Raw genomic sequence first — 21,292 nt, forward strand, 5'->3', positions numbered from 1 at the left:
TGGACACACACCCTGAATGGCCACAGATGCCATCCGAGCTAATATGCTGGCGGGATTGGGTAATTTGGTGAGCGCGCTGGGACTCGAACCCAGGACCTACAGATTAAAAGTCCGTTGCTCTACCAGCTGAGCTACGCGCTCGCGTCCTGGGCCCGCCTGTGGCGACCCGTCAGGGACGGCGCGTTCGCAATAGGTGAGCGAAACCGGAGGGTCAACACGAGGGCCGTAAACAACGCTCAGGACGCGTCGCCGCGCGCACGCTCCACGATCCCGCGAGCCTCGTCGAAGGCCGCGTCGGCGTCGAGTTCCGTGGTGTCGAGGCGGACCGCGTCATCGGCCATACGCAGGGGAGCTGCGCTCCGGGAGGCGTCGCGGGCGTCGCGGGCCTCGATATCGGCCAGGATTGCCGCGAAGGTCGCGCTCTCGCCGCGGCCGGCGAGCTCACGGTGCCGGCGGCGAGCCCGCTCCTCCGAGGAGGCGGTGATGAACAGCTTCACGGCCGCGTCCGGGCAAACCACCGTGCCGATGTCGCGCCCGTCCAAGACCGCGCCCTGAGGATCCGCGGCGAAGCGGCGCTGCCAGGCGAGCAGGCCGGCGCGGACCTCCGGCACGGCCGAGACGCGCGACGCCGCCTCGCCCATCGCCCGGTCGCGCAGGCGTGGGTCGTCGAGCATCCCGGCGTCGAGCGCCTGGGCGGCCCGGGCAGCGGCCGCATGGTCGTCGAGGTTCAGGCCGGCATCGATCAGCGCCAGCGCGACGGCGCGGTAGAGCAAACCGGTGTCGAGATGCGGCAGGCCGTAATGGTCGGCCAGCCGCTTCGCCAGCGTGCCCTTGCCGGAGGCGGCCGGACCGTCGATCGCGATGATGAGCGCCATCCGGTTCACGCTCCGATCCGGCCGCCGAGGGCCTGCATGGTGGGCAGGAAGCTCGGAAAGCTGGTGGCGATCATCGCGCCGTCATCGACCGTCACCGGGTTCCGCGTGGCCAAGCCCATGACCAGGAAGGCCATGGCAATGCGGTGATCGAGATGGGTCGCCACCGTACCGCCCCCCGGGGCCGCGGTGCCGTCGCCCTCGACCACAAGGTCGTCGCCCTCGACGGCATGGCGGACACCGTTGGCCGCCAGCCCGGCCGCCACGGCGGCGAGGCGGTCCGACTCCTTGACCCGCAGCTCGTGCAGGCCGTTCATCCGCGTGCGACCTTCGGCGAAGGCCGCCGCAACCGCCAGCACCGGGTACTCGTCGATCATCGCGGGCGCGCGCTCGGCCGGGACGTCGACGCCCTTGAGCCGGCTCGCGCGGACGCGGAGATCGGCCACGGTCTCGCCACCCTCCTCGCGCTCGGCCACGCGCTCGATCTGGGCGCCCATCTCCATCAGCGTGGTGATGAGGCCGATGCGCAGCGGGTTCATCATCACGCCCTCGATCACCACGTCGGAGCCGGGGACGATCAGCGCCGCGACCAGCGGGAACGCCGCCGAGGACGGATCGGCCGGCACTCTCACGTCGGTGCCGCGCAGGGTCGGCTGGCCGGTGAGCGCGACCGTGCGGCCATGGCCGCCCGGGCCGTGCGGCGTCACGCGGATTTCGGCGCCGAACAGGCGCAGCATCCGCTCGGTGTGGTCGCGGGTCGCGGCCGACTCGATCACCGTGGTGACGCCGGGCGCGTTGAGGCCGGCGAGCAGAACCGCGGACTTGATCTGCGCGGACGCCGCCGGGGTCTCGTAGGTGATGGGGATCGCCTCCCTGGGTCCGCGCAGCGTCAGCGGCACGCGTCCGCCCGGCGCCTCGTCGAGGATCTGGGTGCCCATGCGGGCGAGCGGGTCCAGGATGCGGCGCATCGGCCGCGAGCGCAGCGAGGCGTCACCGTCGAAGGTCGCGGTGACCGGCTGGCCGCCGACCACGCCCATCATCAGGCGCGAGCCGGTGCCGGCATTGCCGAAATCCAGCACCGCGGCCGGGTCGCTCAGGCCGCCGATCCCGACGCCCCGCACCCGCCAGCGCCCCTCGCCGAGGCGCTCGATTCCGGCGCCGAGCGCCTTCGCGGCGGCGGCCGTGCGCAGGACGTCGTCGCCCTCCAGAAGCCCCTCGACCCGGGTCTCGCCCTCACTCAGGAGACCGAGGATCATCGCCCGGTGGGAGATCGATTTGTCGCCCGGCGGCCGCAGGCGCCCTGTCAGGGGTGCACCCGGCGCGGCGGTGAGGGGCTGGGGAGGCGAATCGTGCGACACGGGAGGTCCGTTCGGGCTCTCGAGGTGGGCCAGGATCCGGCGCGTCGCGCGGCAGGGCCGCGGTGCTGCAATCGGACCGTGAAATCGCCGCGCGGTTAACACGCGCACTGCCCGGCGTCATCCTGCGTGCCCCTTGAGGTCGCACCTGTTGAGAACCGCGCGATCAGGTTCGATTGACAGGGATCGCGCCCGCGACTAACGGGGCCCCTCCCCCGAGACAGTAGTAGACGACGAGGTGTCCCCCCGTGGCCCGACCGGAACTTGGCTTGAAGCGCCAGTGCATGAGCTGCGGCGCGAAGTTCTACGACCTCGCCCGCGATCCCGCCGTCTGCCCGAAATGCGGCGCGGTCTATCAGGCGGTCGCCACCTCGAGCCGCGCGGCGCCCCCGGCGCTGTCGCGCGCCTCGAACACCAACGATGACGAGGACGAGACGGACGACAAGGGTCCGGAGCTGGTCTCGCTCGATGAGGTCGAGGCCGCCGAGGACGAGGCGGATCCGACGCCCGATGACGAGACGGCCGATGACGGAGACTCGACAGAGGACGACACCTTCCTCGAGGAGGAGGACACCGGCGACGACGATGTCTCCGACCTGATCGACGGCGATATCGAGAACGACGAGGAGAGCTGAGGCGGTCTCCGCCTCACCTTTGGCACCCCCCTCACGAGCGTGAAAAAAGGGGTTGAGTCCGCGGTGCGAGCCGCCTATAGAACCGGCCTCGCCGGACGCAAGTCGGACGGCGAGACCCCGCGGGACCCAAACCGCGGTGGATGTTAAAGTGGGGCCTTAGCTCAGCTGGGAGAGCGCTTCCATGGCATGGAAGAGGTCATCGGTTCGATCCCGTTAGGCTCCACCATCCCACTCTCGCGTGTCGTGTCCCTGTCCGGGATGCGAACCGCCGTTAAAACAATTGGGGCCTTAGCTCAGCTGGGAGAGCGCTTCCATGGCATGGAAGAGGTCATCGGTTCGATCCCGTTAGGCTCCACCATCTCTCTCCAGCGCGACGCGGACATCCTGGCCTTCTGCGCCGTAAAGCAGGTTCCCACAGCACCGTCCTAGTGAGCGGAGCGACGCAATCCAGTCGGCGCGTTGACTGATATCGCGCGGCCCTGGGCACTTCGCGTTGCTCGGGACGACGGAGAGGACACCACCCGAGAGTTTCTGGCGGACACCGTCTTGGCCGTTCAGGCTCCCAGCCGGACCCATTGCTGTATGGCCCCGGCTCAGCGGGTCAGATGCCCCAGCGGCAGCGCCGTCGTGTACTTCACCTGTCCCAGGGCAAAGCTGGAGCGGATGTTGGCCACGCCGGGGATGCGCGTGAGGTGATCGAGGACGAGCTTCTGGTACTGGCCCAGATCCTCCACCACCACCCGCAGCATGTAGTCGGCCTCGCCGCTCATCAGGTAGCACTCCACGACCTCCGGGCGGTTGCGCACCGCCTCGTCGAAGGCCTGGAGCGCCGCCTGGGTCTGCTTCTCCAGCGACACGTGGACGAACACGTTGACGGCGAGTCCCAAGCTCAGCGGGTCGACCACCGCCACGCAGCCGCGGATCACCCCCGCCTCTTTCAGATCGTTGACGCGGCGCCAGCACGGCGAGGTCGACAGGCCCACGCGCTCGGCGAGGTCCGCGATGCTGATCTCGCTGTCCTGCTGCAGGCATTCGAGGATGCGCAGGCTCGCGGCGTCGAGGGGAGCCGGTCGCGTGGGCATGAGATCGGTCTCCGGTTGCAGTGGCCAGCAATGTCCGCCGCCTGAAGCCCGCGGGCGGGCGTCAGCCCCCTCCCAGTGGCATGATTTGCCACTTAGCGTCGAATTTCGGAACGAACAATCCGGATATGACGTCGACAGAGCAAATATTCGGCATGTCCGCCCGCGGCGAAGCTCGTATGATCGGGTCAGCCACAGAGGCCGCGCCGATGAACGCCATACCGCCGAAAGCCACCATCGCGCGGTCCGCTGAGGTCGATCACGACCCGGCCGAGACCCAGGACTGGCTCGCCGCGCTGGAATCGGTCTTCCGCACCGAGGGCGCGGCCCGAGCCCGCTTCATCCTCGACCGCCTGGAGCGGCGCTCGAAGGAAATCGGCATCCTCGACGAGGCCCTGCCCTACTCGCCCTACCGGAACACGATCGCGCTGGAGAAGCAGCCGCGCTACCCGGGCGACCTCGACATCGAGGAGCGCCTGACGTCGATCATGCGCTGGAACGCGCTCGCCATGGTGGTGCGCGCCAACATGGCCTACGGCGAGCTCGGCGGCCACGTGGCGAGCTACGCCTCGGCGGCGGAGCTGTTCGAGGTCGGGTTCAACCACTTCTTCAAGGGCGGCGCCGACGGTGACCTCGTCTATTTCCAGCCGCATTCGGCGCCCGGCGTCTACGCCCGGGCCTTCCTCGAGGGCCGGCTCTCCGAGGAGCAGCTGAAGCACTACCGCCAGGAGATCGCCGGCGACGGCCTGTGCTCATACCCGCATCCGTGGCTGATGCCGGATTTCTGGCAGGTCCCCACCGGCTCCATGGGCATCGGGCCGATCCACGCGGTCTACCAGGCGCGGTTCATGCGCTACCTCGGCGACCGCGGCCTCGCCGACACCACCGGGCGGCATGTCTGGGGCGTGTTCGGCGACGGCGAGATGGACGAGCCCGAGTCGATTGGCGGCCTCGCGCTTGCGGCGCGCGAGAATCTCGACAACCTGACCTTCGTCATCAACTGCAACCTGCAGCGGCTGGACGGCCCGGTGCGCGGCAACGGCCAGATCATCCAGGAGTTGGAGAGCCTGTTCCGCGGCGCCGGCTGGAACGTCATCAAGGTTTTGTGGGGCTCGGAGTGGGACGGGATCTTCGCCCGCGACACCAACCACGCCCTGCTGCGGCGCTTCGCCGAGACGGTCGACGGCAAGTACCAGACGCTGGGCGCCAAGGACGGCGCCTACAACCTCGCCCACTTCTTCGGCGAGGATCCGGAGGTGCGCGAGCTCGTCGCCCACATGTCGGACGCCGATGTCGACCGGCTGAAGCGCGGCGGCCACGACTTCCGCAAGCTCTACGCGGCCTTCGCGGCCGCCAAGGCGACCAAGGGCCGGCCCACGGTGATCTTGGCCAAGACCAAGAAGGGCTACGGCATGGGCGGCGCGGGTGAATCGCGCATGACCGCCCACCAAGCCAAGAAGCTCGATGTCGATGCGCTGCGCGCCTTCCGCGACCGGTTTGCCCTTCCGCTGACGGATGCCCAGGTGGAGAGCTTGGCTTTCTACAAGCCGGCCGAGGACGGCGCTGAGATGCGCTACCTGCGCGAGCGCCGCGAGATGCTCGGCGGCGTCCTGCCGGCCCGCCGCCGCACCGCGCCGACCGTCGCGGTTCCGGCGCTCTCGACCTACGCGGGCTTCGCGCTCGAAGCCGGCGGCAAGGAGATGTCGACCACGACGGCGGTGGTGCGCCTGTTCGGCAATCTCCTGAAGCACAAGGATCTCGGGCCGCGCATCGTGCCGATCGTCGCCGACGAGGCGCGGACCTTCGGCATGGCCAACCTGTTCCGGCAGGTCGGGATCTACGCGCCGCAGGGGCAGCTCTACGAGCCGGAAGACGCCGGCTCGATGCTCTACTACCGCGAGGCCCGCGACGGGCAGCTTCTGGAGGAAGGCATCACCGAGGCCGGGGCGATTTCGTCCTGGACGGCGGCGGCCACGTCCTACAGCGTCCACGGCCTGTCGATGTTGCCGTTCTACATCTACTACTCGATGTTCGGCTTCCAGCGGGTCGGCGACCTGATCTGGGCGGCGGCCGACCAGCGGGCCCGCGGCTTCCTGATCGGCGCCACGGCCGGCCGGACGACGCTCGGCGGCGAGGGCCTGCAGCACCAGGACGGGTCGAGCCACATGCAGGCGGCCGCGATCCCGAACTGCCGGGCCTACGACCCGGCCTTCGCGTACGAGATGGCGGTGATCGTCGACCGGGGCGCCCGGGCAATGATGGAGGAGGGCGAGGACGCCTTCTACTATCTCACGGCGATGAACGAGAACTACGCCCAGCCCTCCATGCCGCAGGGGGCGGAGGCCGGCATCCTGAAGGGCATGTACCGCCTGTCGGGGCCGGAGGCCGGTGTGGGGGCCGTGCGGCTCCTGGGTTCCGGGGCGATCCTGCCGGAGGTGATCGCGGCGGCGGCGATGCTCGCGCAGGATTTCGGCGTCGCGGCCGAGGTGTTCAGCGTGACGAGCTTCAGCGAGCTGGCCCGCGACGCCCGCGCGGCCGAGCGGCAGGCGATGCTCAACCCGGAGGCCGAGGCGCCTCTCAGCCACGTGGCGGCGCTGCTGCCGGGCACGGCGCCTATCGTCGCGGCGAGCGACTACGTCCGGGCCTACCCGCAGCTGATCGCCTCCTATGTCGGCGCGCGCTTCGTCGCCCTCGGCACCGACGGGTTCGGGCGCAGCGACACCCGCAACGCGCTCCGCCGCTTCTTCGAGGTCGACCGGCAGCACGTAGTAATCGCCGCCCTGCACGCCCTGGCGGAGACCGGCACGGTACCGCGCACCACGGTGGCGGACGCGATCCGCCTCTACGGGATCGATGCGGACGCGCCCGCGCCCTGGACGGTCTAGTCCTTGGTCATGTGCCGACACGGGCGTCGCTCAAACACGACACATCGTCATTCCGGGGTTCGCCGCAGGCGAGAGCCCGGAATGAGGGGATTGGCTATCAGACCGTCACGTCCGGGTTGCCGAGGCGAAGACGCGTCAGGGCCGGCATTCTAAGGGTCCGGCAGAGGACCTCCGCCACGCGAACCCGCTTCGCCATCCACTGGCCCAATCACGGAACTCCGCCCGCATGAGCGCCGCGCTGCAGATCGCCCTCCCGGACATCGGCGACTACCGGGACGTGCCGGTCATCGAGCTTCTGGTAAAGCCGGGCGACCGCCTCGCCGTGGACGACCTGATCCTCAGCATCGAATCCGATAAGGCGACCATGGAGGTCCCCTCCCCGGTCGCCGGAATCGTGCGCGAATTGCTGGTCTCGGTGGGGTCGAAGGTATCCGAAGGGACGCCGATCCTGACGGTCGAGCCTGCCGAGGACGGTGGGGCCGCACCTTCGGTGGGAGCGCCTGCCGCGGCCCCGATGCCGACGGGTTCCGAGCAGGGCGCTGGTTCCCTCTCCCGAGCGGGAGAGGGACAGGGTGAGGGCGGAGAACCATCCGTAGTGGGCGCAGCCCTCACCCCAACCCTCTCCCGCTCGGGAGAGGGTGCCGGTCGCGCCTCACCGGAGCCGGTACAGGCCGATCCGATCCAAGCGATCCGCGGCGACGTGCATGCCAGCCCGTCCGTCCGCCAGCTCGCCCGCGAACTCGGCGTGCGCCTCGACGGCGTGCCGGCCACCGGCCCCAAGGGGCGGATCCTGCGCGAGGACGTGCACGCCTTCGTCAAGGCAGCCCTCAGCGCGCCGGCCCAGGCGCCCGCCGCCGCGTCCGGGATCGGCGCCGGACTTCCGCCCTGGCCGGAGGTCGACTTCGCCAAGTACGGCCCGGTCCGTCGTGAGCCGCTGTCGCGGATCCAGACGCTGTCGGGGGCCAATCTCAGCCGCAACTGGCTGACGATCCCGCACGTCACCAACTTCGACCATGCGGACGTCACCGAGATCGAGGCATTCCGGGTCGGCCTCAACAAGGAGACGCGGACGCCGCCTGCCCGGGTCACCATGGTGGCCTTCCTGATCAAGGCGGCGGCCCTGGCCTTGCGCGCCCACCCGCGGTTCAACACGTCCCTTGAGGGCAGCGAACTCGTCTTCAAAGACTACGTCCATATCGGCTTCGCAGTGGACACGCCAAAGGGCCTGATGGTGCCGGTGGTGCGCGATTGCGATCGCAAGGGCCTGATCGAGATCGCCACCGAGATGGCCGCGATGGCCGAGAAGGCCCGGGCCGGAACACTCGCGGGTTCCGACATGCAGGGCGGCTGCTTTTCCGTGTCGTCCCTCGGCGGCATCGGCGGCGACGGCTTCACCCCGATCATCAACGCCCCCGAGGTCGCGATCCTGGGGGCGGCGCGCTCGCGGACCGAAGCGGTCTGGGACGGGCGGGCCTTCCAGCCGCGCCTGATCCTCCCCTTGAGCCTGTCCTGGGACCACCGCGTCGTCGACGGCGTCGCCGCCGCCCGCTTCCTCGGCCACGTGGCGTCGGTCCTGTCCGACCTGCGCCGCGCCCTCCTGTGACCGTCGCCATGCCCGACATGCTCGACATCCGCGTCCCCGACCTCGGTGACTACGCCGACGTCCCCGTGATCGAGATCCCGGTCGCTCCGGGGCAGCCGGTCGCCAAGGATCAGACTCTCCTGATCGTCGAATCCGACAAGGCGACGCTGGACATCCCCTCCCCGGCGGAGGGTCACCTCATCGAGATGCTGGTCGGCCTCGGCGACACGGTTTCGGCCGGCACCCTGGTCGCGCGCCTCGCGGTCGCGCCGACGCGCGCGGCTGAGGCGCCAGGTCCCGCCTCGCCGCAGAACCCCAGCGCCGACGCGGGCTGTGATGTCTTGGTGATCGGCGGCGGTCCCGGCGGCTATTCGGCCGCTTTCCGGGCTGCCGATCTCGGGCAGCGGGTGATCCTGGTGGAGCGCGACGCGACTCTGGGCGGTGTCTGCCTGAACGTCGGCTGCATCCCCTCCAAGGCGCTGCTGCACGTGGCGGCGGTCACCGAGGAGGCCGTCCGGCTCGCCGCGCACGGGATCCACTTCGGCGCCCCGACGGTCGACCTCGAGAAGCTCCGGACCTTCAAGGCCGGCACCGTCCGCCGCCTCACCGACGGGCTCGCCCAGATGGCGCGGCAGCGGAAGGTCGAGGTGGTGCGCGGCATCGGGCGCTTTACCGGACCAAACTCGGCCACGGTAGCCCTGCACGACGGCGGCACGCGCGACGTCACCTTCGCCAGCGCCATCGTGGCGGCAGGTTCCTCGCCCGTGGCGCTGCCGATGCTGCCGAACGACCCGCGCGTCGTGAATTCGACAGGTGCGCTGGAGCTGCCGGTCGTGCCCCGCCGGCTGCTGGTGATCGGCGGCGGCATCATCGGCTTGGAGATGGCGACCGTCTACAGCGCCCTCGGCGCCCGCGTCGACCTGGTCGAGCGCCTGCCGAACCTGCTGGAGGGCGTCGACCGCGACCTCGTGGCGGTCTGGACGAAGCGCAACGCCCATCGGTTCGACCGGATCTGCACGGGGGCCGAGGTCACCGCCGCGAACGCCACACCGGACGGCATCGCCGTCACGCTCGCCGGCGAGGCAGAGGCCCAGACCTACGACCTCGTGCTCCAGGCGGCCGGACGTCGCCCGAACGGCGCGACCTTGGGGCTCGACGCGGCTGGCGTGGCCCTGGACGGCGGCTTCGTGCCGGTCGACGCCCAGATGCGCACGAACGTGCCGCACATCCTGGCCATCGGTGACTGCGTCGGCCAGCCGATGCTCGCCCACAAGGCGGTCCATCAGGGCCACGTCGCCGCCGAGGCGGCCGCAGGCCACAAGGCCGGGTTCGACGCCGCGGTCATCCCGTCCGTGGCCTATACGGACCCGGAAATTGCCTGGGTCGGCCTCACCGAGACGGCGGCCAAGACGGCCGGCCGGTCCGTGGAGGTCGCGCGTTTCCCCTGGGCCGCCTCCGGCCGGGCCATCGCCAACGGCGCTGATTACGGACTGACGAAGCTCCTGTTCGATGGGGAGACGAAGCGCATCGTCGGCGGCGCCATCGTGGGACCGAGCGCGGGCGACATGATCGGCGAGGTCGCCCTGGCGATCGAGATGGGGGCGGACGCCACAGATATCGGGCGTACGATCCATCCGCATCCGACCCTCGGCGAGACGATCGGCCTCGCGGCGGAAGCGGGACTCGGCCTCTGCACCGATCTGCCGCCGGTGGTGCGGCGCTGAGGGTCAGTTCGGTGCTCGATGCCGGCCCGCGCCGTGGAGCCGGTATCCGATGCGGTGGGCGGCTACCGGCCACGCGTGGGGCCGCCCAGCACACATTGAGGGGACGGTCCAACCGGCCGGAAAAGATCGGCACCTGTGCCGAGAATGGGACGGACCGGACACGCGAGTAACGCTAAGGTTATCCAGAACCTCAACCAGATGCACTGCCGTGAGCTTCGTACCCCGGTCCCTCTTCACGACCGACGCTCTGCCCGAGCGAGACCGTTTCGAGGCCTGGCGCGCCCTGTTCTCCGCCCATGACCTCGACGCCGATCCGCACGGCTTCGCCGGCAGGATCGAGACCACCCTGGTCGGATCGATGGCGCTGCGCGTCATGAACGCGGCACCGCAGGCGCCGGCCCGGACCAGATCCCAGATTCGGCGCGACGGCCAGGACGGCTTCGTGCTGCATCTGAGCCGGCACCCGTTTCACGTCGAAACGGACCGGGGCGAGGTTGCAGTCCCAGCGGGCGCGATCAGCCTCAACGACCTGTCGCAGCCCTATCGCCGCAGCCGGGTGCCGGAGACGGATTCGCTGATCCTGGCGTTTCCCCGTTCGTCCGTCGCCGCCGTCCTTCCGGACGAGGACGCGTTGCACGGGCTGATCCTGAACGGCGGTGCGGGGCGTCTCCTCGCCGACCATATGCGGAGCTTGGCCGCGCACAGCGACGCGATCGCCACGATTGATGCCGCCCATATCGCCCAGGCCACGCTCCACATGGTTGCGGCCTGTGCCCGTCCGAGCCTGGAGGGAGCCGCACGCGCCGCGGCGCCCCTCGATGCCGCCCGACTCAGGGCAGCGAAGCGGCTCATGCGCGGGAATCTCTGCACGCCGCTCCGAATCGACACCGTCGCGCGGGAACTGGGCCTGTCGCGCTCGCACCTCTATCGCCTATTTGAGCCGGAAGGCGGGGTGGCGCGCTACCTCGCGCGGCAACGGCTGGCCGCCGTCCGCGCGGCGCTCGACGATCCGCTCGAGCGGCGATCGATCGGCGAGATCGGCGAGGCCTACGGCTTTGGGAGCAGCGCTCTCCTCAGTCGTGCGTTTCGGCAGGCCTACGGCCTCAGCCCGCGCGACTACCGGGCCTTCGCCCGCGGAACATGAAGCGACCAAAATCGCTGCCGCTCGCTCATTCAGCGGGATCGGGAGCGGCGTAACTCGACGGATCTGCCGATCGTATATATCCCGTCGCGGGGCCGGCCAGCGGCCGGTCTGGTTCGTAGATCCTGCCGGTCTCGACGGTCGGCATGCGAGAACGATCGGGCGTTCATCTGGGAGGACAAGCCCCGAGATGCTGAGGCTTACCGGAAAGTTCTCTCGCCATGCCGCTCCGATCTCGTTATTCCTGCATCGGCCTGGCACTTTGCTGTCGCGCTACGAGCAAGGCCCGTCCGGATCGGCGTCCGGACGATGGGCCATCCGCCTGGTTCTGGCAGCATGGGGTGCAGGTCTGTTGACCGGGTCCCCGGGCTGGGCGCTCGACGGCATGGCGCAGACGGGGTCCGCTGTCGCCCTGGCGCCGACCGACGATTCCCAGGCACTGATCGCCGCGTTGAGAAGCCGGATTCTGGCCGCGCACAGTGCGACGCTGGCACTCGAGGGCTGGTGCGCCGATTACAAGCTTGCGGGAGATCCACATCTGGTCGCCGAGCGCGTACCCGGGGCCGACAAGCCCCTGACGGCGGCTCAGCGTGCGCGTCTGGCGATCGGTCCGGACGAGCCGGTGCGTTACCGCCGGGTCCGCCTCGCCTGCGGGGATCGGGTTCTGTCGGAGGCGGACAACTGGTACGTCCCCGCCCGTCTCACGCCGGAGATGAACGCCACGCTCGATGGCACCCGCACCCCGTTCGGCCGGGTCGTCCGCCCGCTGGCCCCGGTGCGTCACACCGTCGAAGTTCGCGCGCCTGTGCCGCACGCAAATCCCGGTCTCGACGATCCGCTGTTCGAGGTCGACGCCGTGCTGTCGACAGGAGCCGGTCAGCCCTTCTGCGAGGTCGTCGAAACCTATCTGGGCGGTGCACTGCCCCGAGCTTCGCGGTAAGACCCCGTCCGAACAGGGGATGGGAGGACCAGAATGCATTCGAGGCTACGTCGTAGGGTTTGGGCTCTGGTGGCGATGGGCGCGCTCGGCGGTCCGGCCTGGGCGGCCGACCCGTCCGGGATCTGGCTGACTGAAACCGGGAGTTCCCGCGTCCGCATCGCGCCGTGCGGCGGCGGCTTCTGCGGGACGATCGTCAGCGCACCCGGCAAGGGCCTCGACGTGAAGAACCCCGATCCGGCCCTGCAGAATCGTAGCGTGGTGGGGGTGCAGATCCTGGATGCGCGCCAGCCCGACGGCACCGGCTTCTCGGGCTCACTGTACAACCCGAACGACGGGAAGACCTATTCCGGATCGCTAAAGCTGACCGGACCCAACACTCTCGAGGTAGCGGGCTGCGTCATGAGCGTGTTCTGCAAGCGGCAAACCTGGACGCGCGTCAAATAAGCCGCGGCGCGTATCGGCGGCTTCGCCTGGCGCATATTCTTGTGCCGCGTCGCAACATCGCAGGATCGATAGTGCGCGATCGAAGTTGCCTGGGTCTGCAACCAACAAGGATTGTCATGACCCGGACACTTCTCGCGAACCTTCTGACCCTGGCCACCCTCGTACCCGCCGCCGCTCAGGTGGTCGACCGGCCTGTCGCGCCCGCGCCGAGTTCACCGGGCGTGGTCAGCCAGCAGAGCGACAGCACCGGCGGCAATGCGGCGGTGACGTACTCGCCGACCGGCCAGCCGGCCGACACGATCTCCAACAACTCGTCGGCCGCCGGGAATGCGAACCAGCCGTCGCGGGTCGCGCCCCAGGGTGGCGCGGGTGGCGGCAACAAGTAAGCCCATCTCCCGGATCAGGCCGATCCGTCGCCTGATCCGGGGCCGCACCGGCGACGGTGCGGCCCTCGCGTAGGTTGAGAGACCTCAGGCGGCTTCGGTGAGGGCCTGCGCGACGGCGTCGAGGGCGGCCTCCGCCCCGGCCCCGTTCGGGCCGCCGGCCTGCGCCATGTCGCGCCGCCCGCCGCCGCCCTTGCCGCCGAGCGCGCCGGCGCCGGCCCGAACCAGCCCGACCGCGTCGTAGCGTTCGGTCAGGTCGTCGGTGACGCCGACCACCAGCCCCGCCTTGCCGTCGGCGGCGACGCCGACCACGGCCACGATGCCGGAGCCCAGGCGCTTCTTCTCCTCGTCGACGATCGGCTTGAGATCGCGCATGTCGAGCCCCGCGACCACCGAGCGGCGGAACGCCACGCCGCCGATCTCGGTCTGCTGCGCGCCTGAGCCCGGTCCGCCCTCGCCGCCCATGGCGAGCTTGCGCCGGGTCTCGGCCAGCTCACGCTCCAGGCGCCGCCGATCCTCCATCAGAGCGGTGAGACGATCGGGCACCTCCGAGACCGGGGCCTTGAGGATGCCGGCCAGCGCCGCGAGCGTCCGGGCCTCCTCGGCGCGGTGGTGACGCGCGGCGTCGGCCGTCAGCGCCTCGATCCGCCGAACGCCGGCGCCCACGGCGCTTTCCGCCACGACGGTGATCGCCCCGATGTCGCCGGTGCGCGCGGCGTGGGTGCCGCCGCAGAGCTCGACGGAGAAGTTCTTCGGCTTCCCCTGGGCTGCCGCGTCATCGACCGGCAAGCCCATGGAGACCACCCGGACCTCGTCGCCGTACTTCTCGCCGAACAGCGCGCGGGCGCCCGACGCGATGGCGTCGTCCACCGCCATCAGCTTGGTCACGACCGGCGCGTTCTGGAGCAGCACCGCGTTGGCGATGTCCTCGACCCGGGCGAGTTCCTCCGCCTCGATCGGCTTCGGATGGCTGATGTCGAAGCGCAGACGCTCGGGGCTGACCAGCGAGCCCTTCTGGGCGACATGGTCGCCGAGCACCTGCCGCAGCGCCTCGTGCAGCAGGTGGGTGGCCGAGTGATTGGCCCGGATCGCCTTGCGACGGGCATGGTCGACCTTCAGCTCCACCGGCTGGTCGAGGCTGAGGCTCCCCTCCTCCACGGTCACGTGGTGGACGACGACGTCGCCGAGCTTCTTCTGGGTGTCGGTGACCCGCGCGCGGACGCCCGGCGTCAGGATCAGACCGGTATCGCCGACCTGCCCGCCCGACTCGCCGTAGAACGGCGTCTGGTTCACGAGGACGAGGCCGGTCTGGCCGGGCTCCAGGCTCCGCACCTCGGCGCCGTCGCGCAACAGTGCGGTGATGATACCTTCGGCGGTCTCGGTCTCGTAGCCCAGGAATTCGGTGGCCCCGACGCGCTCGCGCAGGCCGAACCAGACGGTCTCTGTGGCCGCCTCGCCCGAGCCCTTCCAGGCCTCGCGGGCCGCCTGCTTCTGGCGCTGCATCGCGGCCGCGAAGGCGTCGGTGTCCACGCCGATGCCGCGGGCCTTGAGGGCGTCCTGCGTCAGGTCGAGGGGGAAGCCGTAGGTGTCGTAGAGGGTGAAGGCGGTCTCGCCGGAGAGCTTGTCGCCATCCTTGAGGTCACGGCTCTCGGCATCGAGGATCGACAGGCCGCGCTCCAGGGTCCGGCGAAAGCGGGTCTCCTCCAGCTTCAGGGTCTCGGCGATCAGACTCTCGGCCCGCATCAGTTCCGGATAGGCCTGGCCCATCTCGCGCACCAGCGTCGGTACGAGGCGGAACATGGTGGGCTCGCGGGCGCCGAGGATCTCGGCGTGGCGCATGGCCCGGCGCATGATCCTGCGCAGCACGTAGCCGCGGCCCTCATTACCCGGCAGAACGCCGTCGGCCACCAGGAAGGACGCGGCGCGCAGGTGATCGGCGATCACCCGGTAAGACGCCATCGTCGCCGGCTCGGGCGCTCGCGAGACCGCGTGCGCGACGGCGTCGATGAGCGCCCGGAACAGGTCGGTGTCGTAGTTCGAGTGCACGCCCTGGAGGATCGCCGCCATGCGCTCCAGGCCCATGCCGGTGTCGATCGATGGCCGCGGCAGCGGGTTGCGGACGCCCGGCTCCAGCTGCTCGTACTGCATGAACACGAGGTTCCAGAACTCGAGGAAGCGGTCGCCGTCCTCGTCCGGAGAGCCGGGCGGGCCGCCTTGAAGCGCCGGGCCCTGGTCGATGAAGATCTCCGAGCAGGGGCCGCACGGGCCGGTATCGCCCATCTGCCAGAAATTGTCCGAGGTCCCGATCCGGATGATCTTGTCATCGGAGAAGCCGGCGATCTTCTTCCACAGGCCGGCGGCCTCGTCGTCATCGGCGTAGACGGTGACGAGGAGCTTGTCCGGCTTGAGGCCGAACTCCTTTGTGATCAGCGTCCAGGCCAGCTCGATCGCCCGGTCCTTGAAGTAGTCGCCGAACGAGAAGTTGCCGAGCATCTCGAAGAATGTGTGGTGGCGCGCCGTGTACCCGACATTGTCGAGGTCGTTGTGCTTGCCACCGGCCCGCACGCATTTCTGCGCGGTCGTCGCCCGATCGTAGGCGCGCCTCTCCATCCCGGTGAAGACGTTCTTGAACTGCACCATGCCGGCGTTCGTGAACATCAGCGTCGGATCGTTCTTCGGCACGAGGCTGGACGAGGACACCACCTCGTGCCCAGCCTTGGCGAAGTAGTCGAGGAAGGTCGACCGGATCTCGTTGACGCCGCTCATCGGGGCTGACTCTGGCAGGACAGACAGGGAAAGGGCGGCCGCGCGTCCTCCGCGCGGCGCCCGCATGGCGCCCTCTTAAGGAGGGATCCCGCGCGAGTCACGGGCGGCCTGCCGTGAATTCGCCCTGGGACGCCGCAACTCGGCCACAAGCACGGCCGTGTTGTCGCCACATCTGTCAAGCGATGGTGAGTCCGTAGCGCCGTCGCGGCGTGTGGAGAGTCGGGATAACGATGCAGGGCCGCACGGTCGGATCGCCGAGGACCATCACCGGCAAGCAGGGCCATTTCGGCGCCGGCAGCGCCGACGTGATCGCCGCCCAGCCCATGCTGGGCCGCGCCCATGGCAGCCGCCCCGCGCTGTTCCGCTCGCTGTTGACCGTGTCACTGATCGCCGGCGGCCTCAGCGCGGCTCTGATCGGTTCGGGTGTCGACCTCGGCAAGGTCGGCCTTTCCCCGGCGGTCTCGACCGCGGAGGCGGCGACCGAGTTGCCGATGCCGCGGCCGCGGATCCACACCGTTGCCCTGAACGACACGCTCGAGCAGACTCCGTTGCGCGCCGCAGCCAGCTTCGCGCCCGTGCACGATCTCGACACCGATATCGGCTCCAACACGGTGGACCGGGTCTCCTACGACTTCCTGCTTTCGGAAAGCTCGGGCGGCGACCCGAACGACATCCTTGAATTCGGGCCGATGAAGATCCGGCGCCACCTTGTGCAGACGATCGTGCGCGCCGCCCAGGCCGTTCAGACCGACCCGGTCCTGCTCATGGCGGTGGCCGACAAGGAGTCGAGCTTCGTCACCGCGGTCCAGGCCAAGACCTCCTCGGCCACTGGGCTCTACCAGTTCATCGAGCGCACCTGGCTCGGCGTGGTGCGCGATTTCGGCGCCAAGTACGGGCTGGAGAAGGAGGCGGCGCTGATCGCGTCGGACGCCAACGATCGGCCGGTGATCACCGATCCGGCCGAGCGTGTTCGGGTGCTGGAAATGCGCCGCGACCCCTATCTGTCGGCCCTGATGGCCGGCGAGATGCTCAAGCGCGACGCGGCCCGCATCGCCCTGCGCATCGGACGCGAACTCACGCTCGGCGAGGTCTACCTTGCCCACTTCTTGGGACCGGACGACGCGGGGGAGTTCCTCGCCAACGTCGTGAACAAGCCGGCCGCCGCCGCCGCTGCCCTGCTCCCGGGGCCGGCCCGCGCCAACCGCTCGATCTTCTTCGCCGCCGGCCGCTTCGTCGGGCGCGGCCGTCACCGCAAGCCGCTGAGCCTGTCGGTGGCGCAGGTCCACGAGAAGTTCGAGGCGATGATGAGCACCCGCGGATCGCGCTACCAGAACGTCCGCGCCGTCTCGGGCATCATGGCCTACGCCGATGCCGAGGCCGGGACCGCGACGCAGTAACGCCTCTGTGAGGCCGCGGCCCGTTTCGGGCGCTGGCGCGCAACCAGCGGCGGATTGCCGACTTTCCTCCCTGTGCGCCGCATGTCCGCCGGGCGCAAAGGATGACTTCGGGGGGAGTCCTTGAAAAAGCAAAAGACGAGCGGGCTCCTACCGCTCACCGATACGCTGTCTCCGGGTATCCCGCTCGATCAGATCGGGCAGACACTCGCCTCGTTCTATGACGAGTTGGTCTCCGAAGGTATCCCGGAGCACCTCGCCGCCTTGGTGCGCCGCGTCCGCCAGACGGAGAATGCCACCACCGCGCAAGAGGCCTCGGGCGCGGCGACGGCCCCGGCAAGCGAAGTGCCGCGTGTCGCCCTGGTCGTGGAGGACGATCCCGAGGTTCGCGCCTTGGCAGAAACCCTGCTCGAAGAGACGGAACTCGAGGTGGTGGGCTGCGACAGCGCCGAGGCGGCCCTGTCGGTCCTTCAGGCGCGGGGCGGAGACGTCGCCCTGGTCTTCGCCGATATCCGGCTGGCCGGTGAGATGGACGGACTTCAACTCGCCCGAGCGGTGGCGACCCTGTGGCCGAGAGCCCGGCTGGTGGTCACGTCCGGACACGGCCTGGGACGTCCTGAGCTACCATCCGAGGCGGTCTTCATCGCCAAGCCCTGGCGTGCGCTCGACGTGCTGGTCGAGGCCGAGCGCGCGGCCGCGGAGCCGGCGCCGCCGGTCCTCTGACGGACGAGGCGCACAGCCGAAACTCGCTCGGCGACGTCGCGCTGTAGGTCCGGGATCGAGAAGCTAGCGCGGTATCTGGAGGCCCAGAGTATGGGCGCGGACCGTGCGCCAGCGGCGGGCCATCACCGCGATCGGCGCGGCCATGCATCGAAGGCGCATGGCGCTGGGCCCGGCCCTTGCATGGCCGAAATCCGCATCGGTGCGAGCCCGGAGTCTGCGAAGGTGCCGATCCTCTCCGTCCGCCACCGAACGGTCTACCGTTATCGGCGTCCGGTCGCGTTCGGCGAGCACCGGATCATGTTTCGGCCCCGCGACAGCTACGACCAGCGGCTGATCGAGGCGACCCTCGATATAGATCCCGAGCCGTCCTCGCTCCGCTGGATGTTCGATGTCTTCGGGAATTGCGTGGCGGTGGCGGCCTTCGACACCCGCGCGGAGGCACTCACCTTCGCCTGCGGCATCACCCTCGAACACACGCCCGAGCACGCGCCGATCTTCCCCCTCGCCCCGCACGCGACCCATTACCCGTTCGGCTACGGCGCCGAGGACATGCCGGACCTGTCCCGCTCCATCGAGCGGCAATGGCCGGACGCGCGTCACGAAATCGATGCCTGGGCGCGCGGCTTCCTACCGGCGGACGGGCGGATCCCCACGCAGGAGTTGCTGGCTGCGATGACGCGCAGCGTGCGCGCGAACTTCACCTATCTCGCCCGCTCCGAAAAGGGCGTGCAGGATCCGCTCACCACGCTGCGCAGCAAGCGCGGCTCATGCCGTGATTTCGCAGTTCTGATGATGGAGGGCGTGCGGGCGCTCGGCATGGCCGCGCGGTTCGTGTCCGGCTACCTCTACAATCCCCGCAACGACCGGGCCCGCCACGTCGGCGGCGGCTCCACCCATGCGTGGCTTCAGGTCTACCTGCCGGGCGCTGGATGGGTCGAGTTCGATCCGACCAACGGCATCGTCGGCAACCGCGACCTGATCCGCGTGGCCGTCACCCGCGACCCGGCGCAGGCGGTCCCCCTGCACGGCTCCTTCTTCGGACTGGCGAGCGACGATCTCGGCATGCAGGTCGAGGTCGACGTGATCGAGCTGCCCGTCGACGCGGCGACGACACGCACATTTCAAGGTTCGCCGCTGCCTCTGGCGCGTTGAGCTCCCGGACCCAGTACGAGCGTGCGTGGCGATCCCGCGCGAATGGCGACACGACGAGATGGCCGAGATGAAGATCAGGACAGGTTTCGACATCGGCTTCACGCTGTCTCAGCCGACCCCGATGATCCTGATGCTGAGCATCCATCCCAGCAGGCTGGCCGATCTCCTGAGCCCACAGGCGATCGCCTTCGATCCGCCGCTCACCGCACACGAATACCGGGACTCGTTCGACAACATCTGCCACCGCATCGTCGCGCCGCCGGGGCAGCTGCTCATCTCGGCGGACTTCACCGTCCAGGACACCGGAGAGCCCGACCTCGTCGTGCCCGAGGCCCAGCAGATCCCGGTGCAGGACCTGCCCGATGACGTGATGGTCTACCTGCTGGGCTCGCGCTACTGCGATACCGACAAGCTCTCGCAGACGGCGTGGTCTCTGTTCAGCGCCGCACCGGAAGGCTGGGGGCGGGTTCAGGCGATCGTCGATTACACGCACGAGCGCATCCGCTTCGACTATCAGCGCGCCGACGCGACACGGACGGCGCATGATGGCTTCATGCAACGCGAGGGCGTGTGCCGGGACTTCGCGCATCTCGCAATCGCCTTCTGCCGCTGCATGAACATCCCGGCGCGCTACGCCACCGGCTATCTCGGCGATATCGGCGTGCCGAAGGATCCCGCCCCGATGGACTTCTCGGCGTGGTTCGAAGTCTATCTCGACGGTCCGGATGGCCCGCGCTGGTACACGTTCGACGCGCGCCACAATCGGCCGCGGATCGGTCGCATCGTCATGGCCCGCGGACGGGACGCAACCGATTGCGCGATCGCGACGAATTTCGGCTTCGCCCATCTCGCGCGGTTCGACGTCCACACCGACGAGGTGGCCTGAGCGGCCGCCCGTCGCACGGGTCAGCCCCCATACGTATTCCGCCGTCCATCAAAATGTCGGCGCGTGCGTGGAACTGCTTGGCTATGCTCACGCTTGTAATGGCAAAGGTTATTGCACAGGCAGGCCATCCATGAAGACCTCGCTCACCGCACTCGGCGCGCTCCTCGGCGTGGCTGTTCTTGCCGCGACTCCGGCACTCGCCGCTTCGTCGTACGATCCCTTCGGCACCGACAATGCCGACGAGTACTACTCGGACCAGGGACAGTACGGTTACCAGGGCACGTACGCGCCGGGATACGGCCAGGGCGTGCAGGCCGCACCGCAGGCACAGGTCCAGCCGATCCCCCGTGAGGTCGTGGCGTTTAACGCCCCTTATGCGCCGGGCACGATCGTGGTCTCCACCGCCGAGCGCCGCCTGTACTACGTGCTCGGAAATGGCCAGGCGCTCCGCTACGGCGTCGGCGTCGGCCGCCCGGGCTTCAGCTGGAGCGGCACCAACACCATCACGGCCAAGCGCGAGTGGCCGTCGTGGACGCCGCCGAAGGCCATGATCGCCCGTCGTCCCGATCTGCCGCGCTACATGGCCGGCGGCATCGAGAACCCGCTCGGCGCCCGCGCCATGTATATCGGCCACACCGAATACCGCATCCACGGCTCCAACGAGCCGGACACGATCGGCCAGGCCGTGTCGTCGGGCTGCATCCGGATGACCAACGACGACGTGACCGATCTCTACGAGCGCGTGAAGGTCGGCGCCAAAGTCGTCGTGCTGAACTGATCGGATCCGACCGGGCCCGTATAGCCCGGCAGGAAGTACAGCGGCCGCGTCGTCCGGATCGGATGGCGCGGCCGCCTGCGTTCGCGCTCAGATCACGGCACGACCCGGCCGACGGCGGTCTGCGCCGGGCTGAAGGAGGCGATCGGCAGGTCGCAGAAGCAGCGCACGCCGAGGGGACGCGGGCCGGGCAGAGGACACGAGAACGGCTTCGGCCCGGTGAGCCCCTGCTGCACGGCATCGCAGTTGAAGCCGACCGGCGCACGCTCCGCCCGGCGGGGCGGCCGGCGGTAGCCGCGCTCGTAGCCCGGATCCTCGTAGCCCGCGGGCGGCCCACCGTAGCCGGGGCCCTCGACATACTGGGCGCGGGCACCCGGCCCGGGCAGGACAGCCGCGAGCGCCAGCGCGGCGATCGTCAAACGGACAGGACCACGCAGGCCGGATCGGCCGGAGACAGTAAGGCGCATGCCTGAACCCTTCGCTCGACGCGGACCCATCGCGTCCGCCCGGCGGCTCTCGGCGGCAATACGGGCGAAAACGAGACGGCCCGCCCCCG

18 protein-coding genes and 3 tRNA genes are annotated in these 21,292 nt (G+C 69.6%); 15 read left to right on the forward strand and 6 right to left on the reverse strand.

The genetic code is table 11. The features are described 5' to 3' along the window. Window positions 1–65: 65 nt before the first annotated feature. The 3 genes from ABIE45_RS28710 to aroA all read right to left on the reverse strand — a co-directional run bounded on the left by ABIE45_RS28710 (window position 66) and on the right by aroA (window position 2,230). Window positions 66–141: transfer RNA gene (locus tag ABIE45_RS28710), tRNA-Lys, on the reverse strand. A 95-nt stretch (window positions 142–236) separates the two neighbouring features. After that, window positions 237–875, reverse strand: coding sequence for a (d)CMP kinase (cmk, locus tag ABIE45_RS28715; protein ID WP_192708090.1), 639 nt, complete (start codon window positions 873–875; stop codon window positions 237–239). A gap of 5 nt (window positions 876–880) precedes the next feature. Beyond that, a complete protein-coding gene (gene aroA, locus ABIE45_RS28720; protein ID WP_192708089.1) occupies window positions 881–2,230 on the reverse strand; it encodes a 3-phosphoshikimate 1-carboxyvinyltransferase in 1,350 nt (449 codons plus the stop codon). Window positions 2,231–2,475: 245 nt separating this feature from the next. On the opposite strand from aroA, the gene ABIE45_RS28725 reads away from it, so the two are divergent. The 3 genes from ABIE45_RS28725 to ABIE45_RS28735 all read left to right on the forward strand — a co-directional run bounded on the left by ABIE45_RS28725 (window position 2,476) and on the right by ABIE45_RS28735 (window position 3,220). After that, entirely contained in the window at window positions 2,476–2,862 is a 387-nt protein-coding gene (locus ABIE45_RS28725) for a TIGR02300 family protein (RefSeq protein ID WP_192708088.1), read from the forward strand. A 150-nt stretch (window positions 2,863–3,012) separates the two neighbouring features. Continuing rightward, a tRNA-Ala gene (locus ABIE45_RS28730) sits at window positions 3,013–3,088 on the forward strand. A gap of 56 nt (window positions 3,089–3,144) precedes the next feature. Beyond that, a tRNA-Ala gene (locus ABIE45_RS28735) sits at window positions 3,145–3,220 on the forward strand. Between the two features lie 235 nt (window positions 3,221–3,455). Here ABIE45_RS28735 and ABIE45_RS28740 read toward each other — a convergent pair. Beyond that, on the reverse strand, window positions 3,456–3,944 hold the full coding sequence (locus tag ABIE45_RS28740) for an Lrp/AsnC family transcriptional regulator (protein ID WP_192708087.1): 489 nt from the start codon (window positions 3,942–3,944) through the stop codon (window positions 3,456–3,458). Between the two features lie 206 nt (window positions 3,945–4,150). On the opposite strand from ABIE45_RS28740, the gene mdeB reads away from it, so the two are divergent. From mdeB to ABIE45_RS28775, 7 genes are all read left to right on the forward strand, one after another. Continuing rightward, window positions 4,151–6,826: an alpha-ketoglutarate dehydrogenase gene (mdeB, locus tag ABIE45_RS28745; RefSeq protein ID WP_192708086.1), complete on the forward strand. Its 2,676-nt coding sequence runs from the start codon at window positions 4,151–4,153 to the stop codon at window positions 6,824–6,826. A 226-nt stretch (window positions 6,827–7,052) separates the two neighbouring features. Continuing rightward, window positions 7,053–8,429 (forward strand): 2-oxo acid dehydrogenase subunit E2, encoded by a 1,377-nt coding sequence (locus tag ABIE45_RS28750; RefSeq protein ID WP_192708085.1) that lies wholly within the window; start codon window positions 7,053–7,055, stop codon window positions 8,427–8,429. 8 nt (window positions 8,430–8,437) lie between these two features. Further along, window positions 8,438–10,132 (forward strand): dihydrolipoyl dehydrogenase, encoded by a 1,695-nt coding sequence (gene lpdA, locus ABIE45_RS28755; protein WP_192708084.1) that lies wholly within the window; start codon window positions 8,438–8,440, stop codon window positions 10,130–10,132. 208 nt (window positions 10,133–10,340) lie between these two features. Further along, window positions 10,341–11,276 (forward strand): AraC family transcriptional regulator, encoded by a 936-nt coding sequence (locus tag ABIE45_RS28760; RefSeq protein WP_192708083.1) that lies wholly within the window; start codon window positions 10,341–10,343, stop codon window positions 11,274–11,276. 382 nt (window positions 11,277–11,658) lie between these two features. Further along, window positions 11,659–12,213, forward strand: a complete 555-nt coding sequence (locus ABIE45_RS28765) for a hypothetical protein (RefSeq protein WP_238196185.1) — start codon at window positions 11,659–11,661, stop codon at window positions 12,211–12,213. A gap of 33 nt (window positions 12,214–12,246) precedes the next feature. Beyond that, window positions 12,247–12,657 (forward strand): DUF2147 domain-containing protein, encoded by a 411-nt coding sequence (locus ABIE45_RS28770; RefSeq protein ID WP_192708081.1) that lies wholly within the window; start codon window positions 12,247–12,249, stop codon window positions 12,655–12,657. 116 nt (window positions 12,658–12,773) lie between these two features. Continuing rightward, entirely contained in the window at window positions 12,774–13,043 is a 270-nt protein-coding gene (locus ABIE45_RS28775; RefSeq protein ID WP_192708080.1) for a hypothetical protein, read from the forward strand. An 84-nt stretch (window positions 13,044–13,127) separates the two neighbouring features. On the opposite strand, the gene alaS is transcribed toward ABIE45_RS28775, so the two are convergent. Further along, the gene (alaS, locus tag ABIE45_RS28780) at window positions 13,128–15,806 is read right to left on the reverse strand and encodes an alanine--tRNA ligase (RefSeq protein WP_192708079.1); all 2,679 of its coding nucleotides are present in this window, start codon (window positions 15,804–15,806) and stop codon (window positions 13,128–13,130) included. A gap of 230 nt (window positions 15,807–16,036) precedes the next feature. Between alaS and ABIE45_RS28785 the strand changes: the two genes are divergently transcribed. The 5 genes from ABIE45_RS28785 to ABIE45_RS28805 all read left to right on the forward strand — a co-directional run bounded on the left by ABIE45_RS28785 (window position 16,037) and on the right by ABIE45_RS28805 (window position 20,739). Then, window positions 16,037–17,203 carry a transglycosylase SLT domain-containing protein gene (locus ABIE45_RS28785; RefSeq protein WP_192708078.1) on the forward strand — a complete coding sequence of 389 codons (1,167 nt, stop codon included), beginning with the start codon at window positions 16,037–16,039 and terminating at the stop codon, window positions 17,201–17,203. Between the two features lie 177 nt (window positions 17,204–17,380). Beyond that, the gene (locus ABIE45_RS28790) at window positions 17,381–17,923 is read left to right on the forward strand and encodes a response regulator (RefSeq protein ID WP_192708134.1); all 543 of its coding nucleotides are present in this window, start codon (window positions 17,381–17,383) and stop codon (window positions 17,921–17,923) included. A gap of 222 nt (window positions 17,924–18,145) precedes the next feature. Continuing rightward, window positions 18,146–19,075, forward strand: coding sequence for a transglutaminase family protein (locus tag ABIE45_RS28795; RefSeq protein ID WP_192708077.1), 930 nt, complete (start codon window positions 18,146–18,148; stop codon window positions 19,073–19,075). A 67-nt stretch (window positions 19,076–19,142) separates the two neighbouring features. After that, the gene (locus tag ABIE45_RS28800) at window positions 19,143–19,961 is read left to right on the forward strand and encodes a transglutaminase family protein (RefSeq protein WP_192708076.1); all 819 of its coding nucleotides are present in this window, start codon (window positions 19,143–19,145) and stop codon (window positions 19,959–19,961) included. A 130-nt stretch (window positions 19,962–20,091) separates the two neighbouring features. Further along, window positions 20,092–20,739, forward strand: coding sequence for a L,D-transpeptidase (locus ABIE45_RS28805; RefSeq protein WP_192708075.1), 648 nt, complete (start codon window positions 20,092–20,094; stop codon window positions 20,737–20,739). Window positions 20,740–20,831: 92 nt separating this feature from the next. Here ABIE45_RS28805 and ABIE45_RS28810 read toward each other — a convergent pair whose 3' ends face one another. After that, complete coding sequence (locus ABIE45_RS28810) at window positions 20,832–21,203, reverse strand: hypothetical protein (protein ID WP_192708074.1); 372 nt, start codon at window positions 21,201–21,203, stop codon at window positions 20,832–20,834. Between the last annotated feature and the right edge of the window lie 89 nt (window positions 21,204–21,292).

The organism is Methylobacterium sp. OAE515 (genome assembly GCF_041806315.1).
Classification (GTDB): domain Bacteria; phylum Pseudomonadota; class Alphaproteobacteria; order Rhizobiales; family Beijerinckiaceae; genus Methylobacterium; species Methylobacterium tardum.